This is a genomic window from Nitratidesulfovibrio sp. SRB-5, from assembly GCF_019931275.1.
Taxonomy (GTDB): Bacteria; Desulfobacterota; Desulfovibrionia; order Desulfovibrionales; family Desulfovibrionaceae; genus Cupidesulfovibrio.
Window position 1 is genome coordinate 1,425,543 of the sequence record NZ_JAIOTY010000002.1, and the last position, 12,463, is coordinate 1,438,005.

Genomic DNA, 12,463 nt, shown 5'->3' on the forward strand with positions numbered 1-12,463 from the left:
CAACGCACATCTGGAGAACGGCGCGTCGGCAGCATGCGCAGGCCGCGCCGGTACGGAGCCGCCCATGACGCTTGCCGCCGTTCTGCGCCAGCACCCGCTGCATTTCGTGCCGGTTCTCGCCATGTTCGCCGTGGTCTACCACGCCATCGTCATGCGCATGGTGGGCGACTGGAGCTTTGACCCCAACTATTCGCACGGGTTCCTGGTGCCGTGCCTGTCGGCGTGGTTTGCATGGCGCAGGTGGCCGCAACTGCGCGAAGCCGTGGTCGTCCCGTCCCTTTGGGGGCTCCCGCTGCTGGGGCTTGGCCTTGTGCTGCTGCTGTTCGGCTCCGTGACGCTGGAACTGTTCACGTCACGGGCCTCGCTGGTGGTGCTGCTGGCCGGAACCATACTCTATCTTTACGGGACCGGGGTGTTCCGCCTTTTGCGCTTTCCGCTGGCGTACCTGCTGTTCATGGTGCCCCTGCCATACACCGTGTACGACGCCCTGGCCCTGCCATTGAAGGGCCTGGTGTCCGCCGTCGCAACGGGTGGCATCCGCCTCATGGGGCTTCCGGTGCTGCGGGAAGGCAACGTGATCATTTTCCCCAACATAACGCTCGAGGTGGTGGACGCGTGCAGCGGCCTGCGTTCGCTCATGAGCCTGGCTGCGCTGGGAACGGCCTTCGCCTTCCTGTTCCTTCCGGCCGGGTGGCGGCGCTGGGTGCTGGTGCTGGCCACCGTGCCCATTGCCGTTGCCGCCAACACCCTGCGGGTTTTCGTCACGGGCGTGCTGTCCTGGTATATGGGGGCTGGCGCGGCAAGCGGCTTCTTTCATGAATTCGAAGGGATAGTCGTTTTCTTGGTGGCCATGGCCCTTACCGGCGGCCTGGGCATTGCCTTGGGGCGTGGGCATCAGGACCAGCGCGGGAAGGAGTGAATGCAGATGCGGATCAGAGTGTTGGTAGTGCTCCTGTTTCTTGCCGCTGGCGCTTACGTCAGCCATGCCCGTGTCGAGTCCGCCGTACTGCCGCAACGAGCCCTGAGTGATTTTCCGCTCGCGTTGGGCGAGTGGCGCAGTACGGGGCAGGTGTTCTTCGACAGCGAGACGATGGCCGTGCTGCGCCCCACGGATTATCTGGTGCGTCTGTACACGAACGACGCCGGGCGCAGGATCGGCCTTTACGTGGGGTTTCATGGCGGCGGCAAGGGCGCGGGCGCCATACATTCGCCGCGCAACTGTCTGCCCGGTGCCGGTTGGTTGCAGGTCGATTCGGCCCGGATGGACGTGCCGACCCCGGCGGGTGCCGTGCAACTCGTCAGGGCCACGTACGCCAAGGAGGCCGAGGGGGCCGTCTACTATTACTGGTACGAGGTGCGGGGCGAGCCGATAACCGACGACATGGACCTGAAGCTCGCCGAATTGCGCAACGCCGTTCTGCATGGCCGCAGGGATGCCGCGTTCATCCGGTTGGATGTTCCGGTGAACCAGGCCCAGGGAGCCGACGCGGACGTGGCTGCCTTCATTGCCCAGTTGTATCCGACGTTGCGTCTGTTCCTGCCGCAATGACTGTCGGGAAAAAGGGAAAGACCGATGGGCCGCCGGGTTCACGTAAAACCGGCGTCCCGGCCTTCGGGTGAAAGGAAAGCGACATGCCAGGCCTGCTCATCATCGATGACAATGAAGACGTGCGCAAGCAGTTGCGCTGGGGCCTGTCCAAGGAGCCATACCAGCTCTATCTGGCCGGTTCCACGGAAGAGGCGCTTGCCCTGCAGCGCGGGCATTCGCCAGCCGTGGTGACGCTGGACCTTGGCCTGCCGCCGGACGCCGAGGGCACATCCGAAGGTTTCCGGGCGCTGGATGCGTTGCTGAAGCAGGACCCGCGCGTGCAGGTCATCGTCGTGACCGGGCACCACGACGTGGAAAACGCCCTGCGGGCCATACAGGGGGGGGCCTATGACTTTTGCCACAAGCCCGCCGACCTGGACGTGCTGAAGATCATCATAGGCAGGGCGTTCTTTCTGCATGGCCTGCGCGACAATGTCGGCCCGCCCGTGAAGCGGCAGGGCGAATGCCAGGGCATCGTGGGACAATGCCCCGCCATGCTCGCGGTATTCGAGACCATCAGCAAGGTGGCGGCCTCGGACGCGCCGGTGCTGGTCACCGGCGAATCCGGCACGGGCAAGGAACTGGTGGCCCGGGCCATACACGCCTTCAGCCACCGCACTTCCATGCCGTTCGTGGCCATCAACTGCGGCGCCATTCCGGACAACCTGCTGGAGGCGGAATTCTTCGGGTACGAGAAGGGGGCGTTCACCGGTGCCACGCAACGCGTGCAGGGCAAGGTGGAATACGCGGACAATGGCACGTTGTTCCTGGACGAAATAGGGGAACTGCCCCCCAATCTTCAGGTAAAGCTGCTGCGGTTTCTGCAGGAAATGGTGATCCAGCGGGTAGGCGGGCGCAAGGACATCCGGGTGGACGCACGCATAGTGGCCGCGACCAACCGCGACATCCAGTCCGAAATCGCCTCCGGGAGGTTTCGTGAAGACCTGTACTACCGCATAGGCGTCGTGCCCATCGTGTTGCCGCCCCTGCGCACGCGTGGCGACGACATCCTGCTGCTTGCCCGGCATTTCCTGGAGCGCTTCGCAAGGGAGAGAAACCACCAGGTCAAGATGCTGTCCCCGGCGGCCACGCAGGCCATGCTGCGCCACAACTGGCCGGGCAACGTGCGCGAATTGGAAAACAAGCTGCGGAGAGCGGTCATTTTCGCCAGCGGGCAGCACATTGCACCGGTCGATCTGGGCTTTGACGACGCCATGCCCGCAGAGGCACCCGCCCCGCCGCGCCCGGAAGGCACCCTGAAGGAGGCGCGCAACGCCCTGGAGCGGGACATCGTGCTGACCGCGCTGGAAAAATGCTCCGGCAACATCGTGCAGGCATCGCAGGCCATCGGGGTCAGCCGGCCTACCTTCTACGACCTGCTGCGCAAGCACGGCATAGAGATATGACCCCCCGTCCGGTCAACGGTGGAAACGAGGGATGCGGGCCGCCGGTCCCGGTAACGCAGCTCAGGAGGCACAGCATGCCGTTCGCCAACGTCAATACCTGCCTCGCGGCAGCGCCCGGCACGTCCGGGCTGCACGTGGAGCGCCGGGCAATTCGCGTCCTGTCGGGGCTGGTCCTTGCGTTGGCCATCGCGCTGGCGTCCGCCATGCCTTTGGCGGCAGCCGGGGAGGATGCCAGGAGCGGCTTCCGGCCACTGGGGCCGGGTGGAGGCGGGGGCATGTACGTGCCGTCGATTTCTCCGTACGACGCCAGGCTGGTGTTCGTGGCGTCGGACATGGGAGGGGTGTACCGGTCCGAGGACGGTGGGGAAAGCTGGCGGCTGATTCCCTACCGCCAGGGTTTGCAGTTCACGCAGGTTTCTCCGCCCATGGCGCATTTTCCTGCCCGCATTGCCTGGATCACGCAGCGGAACCGGGTCACCGTGAGCGATGACGGCGGAAAGACCTGGCGGACGCAGCCCGAAGGCCCATGGAAGAATGCGCCGGTCACGCGCCTTGCCGCCGTGCCGGGTTCGCCCGATGCGCTGCTTGTCGGCACGCAGGATGCCGTGTGGCGTGGCGAATTTTCCGGCAGCGGCCAGCCGGGGGGCTGGCGCCAGGTGATCGATGGTGGCAGCAGCGAGACAGTCTCGCTGGGTGGCTCGCTGTACACCTTCGTCAGGAACGGCGAGTTCCTGGCCAGTCCGGACGGAGGGCAGACCTGGAAGCCCGTCGCGCCGGGCGGACAGCCGTCGGTGGGGGGGCGGGTGGCTTCGCTTGCTGGCGGCATGGACGCGAAGGGAACGGTCCTGCTGGCCTCCGTGGAAGGTGTCGGCATCATGCGGTCGACGGACGGGGGACAAAGCTGGAGCAGGGGCAAGGCCGGGTTCGAGAACGAGCGGCATCTGGCCATGGCCCCCGGCCAGACCGCCGTGGCCTACGCGGCGCAGACCAATGGCGTGGCGCACAAGCAGCTCTTGCGCACCACCGATGGCGGCAAGACCTGGGACAAGTGCTTCCGCATGGCGATGCCGTGGGACAAGGTAAGCTTCGGCACCAACGTCGAGCGCTCCTGGGTGCAGACGCAACTGGGATGGGGCTACTATCTTACCTCCAACCCGCTGGCCGTGAATCCGGCGGGCGATGGCCTGCTGCTGCTGGCGACGCAGGGAGACCTGTACGTCAGCCGCGATGGCGGAGATTCATGGACACAGGCCATGTCGGCCGTGCAGCATGCCGCGGATGGCGGCGCGGCGCCGGTGCTGAGTTCCATCGGGCTGGAGGTGACCAGCGCCTGGGCATACCTGCACGACCCCCACGACACGCAGCGCCAGTACATTGCCTATACGGACATAGGCTTCGCCCGCTCGGTGGACCAAGGGCGTTCCTGGACGTGGTCGGCCAAGGGGTCGCCGTGGACCAACACCTTCTACGACGTGGTGTTCGACCCGGCCATGCCCGGCCGCATGTACGCCGCCGCCAGCATGCGGCATGACATTCCGCATGCCCAGGAGCTGTTTCCCACCAACATGAAGTTCGCCATTCACGCCATGGGCGGCGTGGTGGCAAGCGACGACCACGGGGCCACGTGGCGGGTGCCCTACGACCCCAGGGGCGGGGAGGCGCTGCCCAGCCAGACCTGCACCACCGTGACGCTGGACGATCGGTCTCCGCCCGAGGCCCGGGTGTTGTACGCCGGGCTTTACGGCGAAGGAGATGACGACAGGGCCGGTGTCTACAAGTCGGTGGACGGCGGCAGAAGCTGGCGCACCGCGAGCCGGGGCCTGGGCACGCCGGGCAACCTGCATGTGTACAGACTGCGCATCCATCCGGCAACGCGCGAGTTGTATTGCCTGATTACCGGCATCAGCGGCAAGGGCACCAACTTCACCATCCCCGGAGGGCTGTGGAAGTCGCCCGACGGCGGGGACACCTGGCAGAACCTCACGGCGGGCAGCCCGCTGGCCTGGTGGGCCACCAACCTGGCGTTCGATCCCGTCGATGCCCGCGTCATCTACGTTTCCGCGGCCACGGCGCCGGGCCACTGGCTGGAGGGCGGCGTGTACAAGACCGTCGATGGCGGCAGAAGCTGGAAGCAGGTGCTCAGCGACAAGGGCATCATGCAGGCGGCGGGCGGCGACAGCTTCGACCACACCATGGCGGTGGTGGTGCACCCGGACAACCCCCGGCTGATCTATGCGGGAACAACCCTGCACGGACTGCTCTACAGCCCGGACGGCGGGGAATCCTGGCGGCATTTCGCCGGGTTTCCCTTCGCCGCCATCACCGGTGTCACTTTCGATCCGGCGGACCGCAAGCGCATGATCGTCACGACGTTCGGCGGGGGCGTGTGGTCCGGGCCGATCCTTCCGGAGGAGTAGTCATGGGACGGGCGCTGGTCACATCCGCAAGAACGCGCGTTGCCTACAACATCTGCAAGAGTCTGGCCCGCCGCGGGGTGGAGGTGGTGGTGGCGGATGCCCAGCCGCATGCCATGTCCTTCCATTCGCGGCATGCGGTGGGGACGGCCCGGTATGTTTCGCCCTTCGTTGACGAGCACCGGTTCATCGACGACCTGGTGCGGCTTGTCGAGCAGGAGCGCATCGACGTGCTGATCCCGGTGCTGGAGGAAACATACATGGTCGCCCGCCACCGTGACCGCCTGCCTGCCCGCGCGGGATTGTGCCTGGCCGGATATCGCGCCCTGGTGGAACTGCACGACAAGGAGTCGCTGCGGACGCTGGCGAACCGCCTGGGGGTGCCCATGCCGGAAACCGTGTCCCTGGCCGCCGTGCTGGCATCGCCCGGCATGGCCGGGGAGATGGCGTATCCGCAGGTGGTCAAGCCGCGGCAGGGGGGCGGCGGCTGGGCCGTGGAAGAGGTGACGACGCCGGACCGCCTGCGTGCCCTTGCCAGCGAGCGGGCCGCCAGCGGCGGGCTGGCCCAGCGGAAGCTTGATGGTGACACCGTGTGCGTCGCCATGCTGTACGACGCCGGGAAAATGGTGGCCAGCGACACCTACCGCGTGATCCAGGCGTACCCGTGGCCCTATGGCCAGGGCACGTTGCGGGAATCGTTTTCGTGCCCGGCAGCGGAACAGGGCCTGCGGACCCTGCTCGACGCCATGGCCTGGACCGGCGTGTGCGAGGCGGATTTCATCGTCGAACCGGACAGCGGCAGGGCTTTTCTCATCGACGTCAATCCCAGGTTCTGGGGATCCCTGGCCCACAGCCTGACGCGCGGCATGGATTTTCCCTATTATTACTACAAGCTGGCGAGAAACGAGCGGGATTTCGGGGTGCCTGAATCCGCTCCCGGTGTTGTCACGCGCTGGCTTGGCGGTGATGTCATGCGCCTTGGCGCCCAGTTCGTGAACGCGCGCCACAAGGCGGCCTTTCTCGTCAATGCGTTGCGCGGCCACAGGCGAGTGGCTGCCTATGACGACTTCGACCTTTCGGACCCGCTGCCCATGCTGGCGTGGTGCTGCGGGCAGGCGACGAAGGCGGTGCGGCGGGCCTGGGGAATGCCCACGCCGGGCGAGGGGCTGTGCGGCCAGTGGGAATGAGCGGGGGAACGACCACGTTGGATTAATCGGCAAGGGGCTGCCGGAAGGAGCCGTTATGGCACGTGCGACGCAAGACAGGAATGCCACGGTGCAGGCGCTGAAGCTGCTGTTTTTGCTGTGCATTTGTTACGGGCATATCTTTGCGGAAGGCCCCGGCGCATCCCTGATGCACACGCTGCCCATGCGCCTGTGGTGGGTGCCGGGTGATGTGGGCCTGTTCTTCTTTACCGCGACGTCCGGCTATTTCACCACGTTGCGCTACCCCTCGCCGGACAGGATGGAGGGGTACTGGACGCGCAAGGTGTCGCGCCTGTTCGGGCTGTTCCTGTTCCTGAACGCGGTGCTGGGGTGCGTCTTCCTGGTCACGGGCCGCAACGGGCTGTTCAGCATGGATACGCTGTTCAACCTTGCCGGGCTCAACGGATTTCTGAACTGGTTCCACCTCGGCAACGAAAGCCCGTTCGGAGCGGGCCAGTGGTTCATGACGCTGCTGTTGCTGTTCTACCTCGTCTATCCGTGGATCGGCAGGGTGGTGACGACTCCGGCGCGCGGACGGCTGCTGCTGTGGGGGGGCGTCGCGCTGGCCGCAGTGATGCAGGTGGCCGCGCCGTATGGCCACTCGTTATGGTCCACCTCCGTGGGGTTTCTGGCGGGCTTCTGGCTGGCGCGTTTCGGGGGGGGCAATGCCGGGCGCGTCGCCCTGTTCGCCGCGATCTCGTGCGTTGCAGGTGCGGTGGGCTACAGCCTGAGCGGGCACCAGCCGGTGGTGGCGTACGCCATCATCGGGTTGGCGGGCGTTGCGGTCACGGGGTTGGCCCTGACCGGCATCCATCCCCTGCTGCCTTCCCGGCTGGTGGCGGCGTTCGGCGATTTGCTGCTGCCCCTGTACATCATCCACACCTATTTTCGTCTGCCCCTGGCGGACAATCCGTATCTGGACGCCCTGCTGGTGCTCGGCATGAACGTGTGCATCGCGTGGGTGCTGCAAAGGGCGTATGGCGGGCTGGTGCGGCTGATGGCACTGATGGCCGGGCAGCCGAACACCGTGCGGGGGAGGGCGGCATGATGGCGGACACAGTTGCGTCACCGCGCCGGTCAGGAGGGCGGCTCGCCTCCATCGACGCCATGCGGGGCCTGGTCATGCTGCTCATGACGTTCGACCATGTGCGGGGAGACTTTACCGCCGTGGCGCAGAGGCTGTGGCATGGCGTTTCCGTCCTTCCCGCGAATCCGCTGGAACTGGAAACGACCACCCCGACGTTCTTCCTGATGCGTTGGGTGACCCACCTGTGCGCTCCGACCTTCGTTTTTCTTGCCGGGGTATCCGTGAACTTCTGGATGCTGCGCCATGGCGGAGAGCATTCCGTCGGGCGTTACCTGCTGACGCGGGGCGCCATGATCGTCGGAATCAACATGATACTCGGGCTGCACGCGCCATTTTCGTCCACCAGGGTGCTGGTGCTCGGCGTGCTGTGGGCCATAGGATGCTCCATGCTGCTGCTGGCCATCGTCGTGCGGCTGCCCCGGACGCTTTCGTTGTGCCTGGCGTTGCTGCTGGTGGTCGGACACGACGCGCTCCGGGCGTACATGCCGGAAGGAGAGGTGGTCTCGGCGCTGTGGAAGCTGGCGTTCGTGCGAGCCTACTTCGAGATTCCCGGTATCGGCGCGGTCTACGCCCTGTACACGGTGCTGCCGTGGTTCGGGCTGATGTGGCTGGGCCATCTGTGCGGCTGGGTATTCCGGCTGGAAGCGGCGCAGCGTCGCCGCCTGCTTCCGGTCCTGGGCGCGGGATGTCTTGCGCTGTTCGCGCTGTTGCGGCTTTCGGACGGGTATGGCGACCCCACGCCCTTCATGGCCCAATCCGCGGCCTGGCAGACCATGGCGTCTTTCGTGAACGTGGAAAAGTACCCGCCGTCATTGCAGTTTTCTCTTCTTACGCTGGGCGTCATGTGGCTGCTGCTGGCCTGGTTCGAACGCGGACGGCGTCTGGAGTTTCTCTGTGTGCCAGGCAGGGTTCCGCTTGCCTATTACGTGCTGCACATCATCTGCATCAGGGCGCTGGCGACGGTGCTGACGCTCATGCCCGACCCGGTCCGGAGCGCGTCGTTCAGCGCTTCGGGCGTGGTGGTGTTTTCCGCCCTGGTGTTCGCCGCCCTTTATCCCGTGTGCGCATGGATTGGCCTGTGGCGGACCGGTGGGTACCGGATGAGCGGAGGAGCACCGGCATGAACGTCGTCCTTGTCCTTGCCGCAGACACGATGCTTGCCCGCGTCATTTGCAGGGCCCTGCACCGCAGGGGATTCGAGGTGCTGGTGGCCGCCACCTCGGAGTGGCCCATCTGCGCCTATTCCAGGTACGCGCGCCGTACCTTTGTGCATGCGGACCCCACCCTGGACGAGGACGGGTTTATCGACGACCTGCGGCGCATTTGCGAGGAAAACCGGGTTTCCGTGCTGCTTCCGGTGCTGGGCGAGGCGGCGGTCATCGCGCGGCACCGCCACCGCCTGGGTTCCGATGTGCGGCTGCTGCTGGGCGACGCCGATACGCTGGCCATCTTCGCGGACAAATACCGCACCTACGGGGTGGCGCGCGAGGCGGGCGTGCTGGTGCCCGAATACCGGGCGGTGGCGGACCTTGCGGACGACCCGGCGGCGCTGGCTGCCTTTCCCTGCCCGTGCCTTGCCAAGCCGGTATGGGGATGGGGCGGGTACGGCATGCACGAGTGCGCCGACGCGCGGGCCTTGGCCGCGCTGGTCGCGGACATGCCCGAAACGACGCGCGAAGGCTATTTCGTGCAGCGCAGGATGGCGGGCGACGTCGTGTGCGTGGCCATGTTGTGCGACGCGGGCAGGGTGCACGCCAGCGACACCTTTCGCATCGTCGCTTCGTATCCGGGCAGGCACGGGCAATCCACGGTACGGGAGACGGTTCGGTGCGACGCCGCCGTCGAGTCCCTGCGCGGGCTGCTGGAGCATGTGCGGTGGTCGGGGCCGTGCCAGGCGGACTTCATCGTCGATCCGGCAACGGGCGCGCCCTATCTGATCGATATCAACGCGCGCTACTGGAATTCGCTGGTCCAGAGCACGGCGCGGGGCATAGATTTCCCCTCCTTGCATTGCATGCTGGCCCTGGGAGAGGAATGCGCGGACGCGGAACCGACCGCCGCCGGGGTGACCACCGCATGGCTCAGCCGGGCCTTGCGGGGCGATCCGGCCCTGGTGTTGCGACGGATGTTTGCCCGTGGCGGCGGGCTGGCGGGCAGGGGTATCGCCGCCTGCGACGACTGGGATGTGCATGATCCGTTGCCGTTTTTCGTGTGGCCCGTGCGAAACGTGTTGCGCAACATCATGGTGCGACTGGCCGCGCGGCGCGGCAATGCCGCCTGAAGCAAGGGGGTATGGACATGTCGGTTCTTGGTGGCATTGGCGGCGTGCTGCGGCGCTATTCCTGCCTGCGGCAGAAACGCCAGGGCAAGCCCCCGTTGTCCTTGTGGGATGTCACGGACGAGGGGGGTGTGCTGGCCGTTGGCGGCATGCCGTGCACACGCCTTGCGCGTGATTACGGCACCCCGCTTCTTGTGGTCGATGCGGCGGCCCTGCGGCGGCGGGTGCAGGACGTGCAAGCCGCGCTGGACGAGGTGCTGCCCGGCGCCATGCTGGCCTATTCGTACAAGACCAACTGCATTCCCGGCATCCTGCGCATGCTCCACGACGCCGGGGTGGGGGCCGAGGTCATTTCTCCCTACGAGTACTGGCTGTCCGAAAGTCTGGGCGTGGACGGCGGGCAGGTGGTCTACAACGGTGTGGACAAGTCGCGCGAAAGCATTGCCAGGGCCGTGGCGCGGGGAACGCTCGTCAACATAGACAGCCGGGACGAGATCGACGTGGTGCTTGCCGAAGCCCGCGAACAGCGCCGCACTGCGCGGGTGGGGCTGCGCCTTGCCCTTAACCGCAGCGCCCAGTTCGGCCTGGACCCCGAAGGGGACGACCTGGCCCACGTGGTGCGCAACTGCCTTGACGCACCGGGCCATGCAGACCTTGTGGCCCTGCATTTCAACGTTACCAGCAACGCCAGGCACAGCGGCTATCATGCCCGCTGCCTGTCGCGCGCGCTGGACGTGATGTCGTGGCTCGCCAGGGAACACGAGGTGCGGATCCGCCTGCTTGACGTGGGCGGGGGCTTCGGCGTGGAGACGAGCAAGAACATGTCCGGTGCGGAATACGGCCTGTACCGCCTGTTTGGCGTGCAGCCGGGGGCGGCGTGGATGGACCCGTTCCAGGATTTTCGCCTTTACCTGCGCGACCTGGCGGACACGTTGCGGGCCTTCTGCGCCCGAAACGACCTGCCGGTGCCCGTCGTCTGCATTGAACCGGGCAGGCTGCTTACCAGCAAGGCCGAGTTGCTGCTGACGCAGGTCAAGGCCGTAAAGGAACGACCGGGGGCGGAGCCCTTTGCCATAACCGACGCAGGCAGGCTGTCACAGGCATTTCCCTGCGACTTCGAATGGCATGAGGCGTTTCTGGCCAGCGACCTGCGCAGGCCGCCGTCGCGGCCGTATACGGTCACCGGCAGGGTATGCACGAGATCGGACTGGCTCTACAGGGGCAAGCTGCTGCCCGAACTCGCCACCGGCGACGTGCTGGCGGTGATGGATGCAGGGGCCTACTTTTCGTCCTACGCCATGAATTTTGCCTTTCCCCGGGCTGCGGTGGTTGCCGTGGAGGACGGAAGGGCGCGGGTGCTGCGGCGGCGCGAGGACTTCCGGCATCTCGTGGGAATGGACGATGTCGTGCTGGCGGACGTTACCTGGGACGGAGGCGAGCGATGAGCCTGCGCATGGTGCCATGCGGACCGGACCGTTACGGGGAATGGGATCGCTTCCGCGAGGAACATCCCGCCTGTCCCCTGTTTCATTCACGGCCGTGGCTGAACCTGCTGGCCCGGCACCAGGACGCCCGGCTGGACATGTACCTGATGGAGGACACGCAGGGGGTTGCGGGCATCTTCCCGGTCTTCAGCCGCAATTACGTGGTGCTCAGGGTGTTCTCGTCGCCCTACGTGGTCACCGATACGCCGTATCTCGGGCCCCTGGTCCGCGCGGACGTGCCCTGCGGGGACCTGTGGTCGACACTGCTCGCCCATGCCCGGAGCGGGGGCATGGACTTTCTGCGCATGTTCACCCGGGTGGGGGTTCCCCTGCCGGATATCGAACCCGGCGTGGCCAGCGTGCAGCGGAAAACCACCCACGTCCTCGATTTGGCCCTGGGCGAGGACGCCATCTGGGAAGGCATGGAAGGACGTTGCCGGACGGCTGTGCGCAAGGCGCTGAAGGACGGCGTGACCGTGGGCGAGGCTGTCGGTGACGGGTTCATCGACAGGTACGTGGACATGCTGGAGGGCGTCTACGCAAGGCAGGGCCTTGCCTCGCCCAATGCCCGGCCATTCTACCGCGAAATGTGGAGCATGTTCGGGGAGCGCGAAATCATCGGGCTGATGGCGGTTCATGAGGGAAGGGACATAGCCGGGGCGCTGTTCGTCATGGACCCGCACGACGCGTACTACATAAGCGGCGCTTCGGTGGCCGACGCCGGGCGGGTTTCGCCCAACAACATCCTGCAATGGGAGGCCATCCGGCTTGCCATGGCCAGGGGCGTGGACAGGTATGACTTCGTGGGGTCGGACATTCCGAGAATCGCCAAGTTCAAGCAGAGTTTCGGCGGCATGCTGCATGAGTACTGGTGCATCGAGGCGGCTCCTTCCCGTTTGGCCAGGCTCATGCGGGAGGCCTATCCGTGGCTCAAGCGGCGGCTTGGCCGGGTCTGACCGCGATAATGGAAGGCAGGCCCGGAGAGCGGGGCGCATGCCCGC

General features: G+C 66.2%; 10 protein-coding genes. All 10 read left to right on the top strand.

Annotated features, from left to right (window positions below; genetic code table 11):
* The first annotated feature begins 64 nt into the window (after nt 1-64).
* Nucleotides 65-919, top strand: coding sequence for an exosortase (gene xrt / locus K6142_RS13275; RefSeq protein ID WP_190243570.1), 855 nt, complete (start codon nt 65-67; stop codon nt 917-919).
* Entirely contained in the window at nt 920-1,549 is a 630-nt protein-coding gene (locus K6142_RS13280; RefSeq protein ID WP_223290204.1) for an exosortase C-terminal domain/associated protein EpsI, read from the top strand.
* An 83-nt stretch (nt 1,550-1,632) separates the two neighbouring features.
* Entirely contained in the window at nt 1,633-2,994 is a 1,362-nt protein-coding gene (gene prsR, locus K6142_RS13285; RefSeq protein ID WP_190243569.1) for a PEP-CTERM-box response regulator transcription factor, read from the top strand.
* 74 nt (nt 2,995-3,068) lie between these two features.
* The gene (locus K6142_RS13290; RefSeq protein WP_190243568.1) at nt 3,069-5,411 is read left to right on the top strand and encodes a WD40/YVTN/BNR-like repeat-containing protein; all 2,343 of its coding nucleotides are present in this window, start codon (nt 3,069-3,071) and stop codon (nt 5,409-5,411) included.
* A gap of 2 nt (nt 5,412-5,413) precedes the next feature.
* Nucleotides 5,414-6,595 carry an ATP-grasp domain-containing protein gene (locus tag K6142_RS13295; protein ID WP_190243567.1) on the top strand — a complete coding sequence of 394 codons (1,182 nt, stop codon included), beginning with the start codon at nt 5,414-5,416 and terminating at the stop codon, nt 6,593-6,595.
* Nucleotides 6,596-6,650: 55 nt separating this feature from the next.
* Nucleotides 6,651-7,661, top strand: coding sequence for an acyltransferase family protein (locus tag K6142_RS13300; RefSeq protein ID WP_190243566.1), 1,011 nt, complete (start codon nt 6,651-6,653; stop codon nt 7,659-7,661).
* Nucleotides 7,658-8,824: a DUF1624 domain-containing protein gene (locus K6142_RS13305; protein ID WP_190243565.1), complete on the top strand. Its 1,167-nt coding sequence runs from the start codon at nt 7,658-7,660 to the stop codon at nt 8,822-8,824. The genes K6142_RS13300 and K6142_RS13305 overlap by 4 nt, the downstream gene beginning before the upstream one ends.
* Nucleotides 8,821-9,981: an ATP-grasp domain-containing protein gene (locus K6142_RS13310; RefSeq protein WP_190243564.1), complete on the top strand. Its 1,161-nt coding sequence runs from the start codon at nt 8,821-8,823 to the stop codon at nt 9,979-9,981. Before K6142_RS13305 ends, K6142_RS13310 begins: the two co-directional genes overlap by 4 nt.
* A gap of 17 nt (nt 9,982-9,998) precedes the next feature.
* On the top strand, nt 9,999-11,423 hold the full coding sequence (locus K6142_RS13315) for a diaminopimelate decarboxylase (RefSeq protein WP_190243563.1): 1,425 nt from the start codon (nt 9,999-10,001) through the stop codon (nt 11,421-11,423).
* Nucleotides 11,420-12,418 (top strand): lipid II:glycine glycyltransferase FemX, encoded by a 999-nt coding sequence (locus K6142_RS13320; protein WP_190243562.1) that lies wholly within the window; start codon nt 11,420-11,422, stop codon nt 12,416-12,418. Before K6142_RS13315 ends, K6142_RS13320 begins: the two co-directional genes overlap by 4 nt.
* Nucleotides 12,419-12,463: the final 45 nt, after the last annotated feature.

Bases quoted from the DNA above. Each gene is read 5' to 3' on its own strand.
- K6142_RS13305 (WP_190243565.1), top strand. From the start codon at position 7,658: ATGATGGCGGACACAGTTGCGTCACCGCGCCGGTCAGGAGGGCGGCTC.
- K6142_RS13280 (WP_223290204.1), top strand. From the start codon at position 920: ATGCAGATGCGGATCAGAGTGTTGGTAGTGCTCCTGTTTCTTGCCGCT.
- K6142_RS13295 (WP_190243567.1), top strand. From the start codon at position 5,414: ATGGGACGGGCGCTGGTCACATCCGCAAGAACGCGCGTTGCCTACAAC.
- prsR (WP_190243569.1), top strand. From the start codon at position 1,633: ATGCCAGGCCTGCTCATCATCGATGACAATGAAGACGTGCGCAAGCAG.
- xrt (WP_190243570.1), top strand. From the start codon at position 65: ATGACGCTTGCCGCCGTTCTGCGCCAGCACCCGCTGCATTTCGTGCCG.
- K6142_RS13290 (WP_190243568.1), top strand. From the start codon at position 3,069: ATGCCGTTCGCCAACGTCAATACCTGCCTCGCGGCAGCGCCCGGCACG.
- K6142_RS13320 (WP_190243562.1), top strand. From the start codon at position 11,420: ATGAGCCTGCGCATGGTGCCATGCGGACCGGACCGTTACGGGGAATGG.
- K6142_RS13300 (WP_190243566.1), top strand. From the start codon at position 6,651: ATGGCACGTGCGACGCAAGACAGGAATGCCACGGTGCAGGCGCTGAAG.
- K6142_RS13315 (WP_190243563.1), top strand. From the start codon at position 9,999: ATGTCGGTTCTTGGTGGCATTGGCGGCGTGCTGCGGCGCTATTCCTGC.
- K6142_RS13310 (WP_190243564.1), top strand. From the start codon at position 8,821: ATGAACGTCGTCCTTGTCCTTGCCGCAGACACGATGCTTGCCCGCGTC.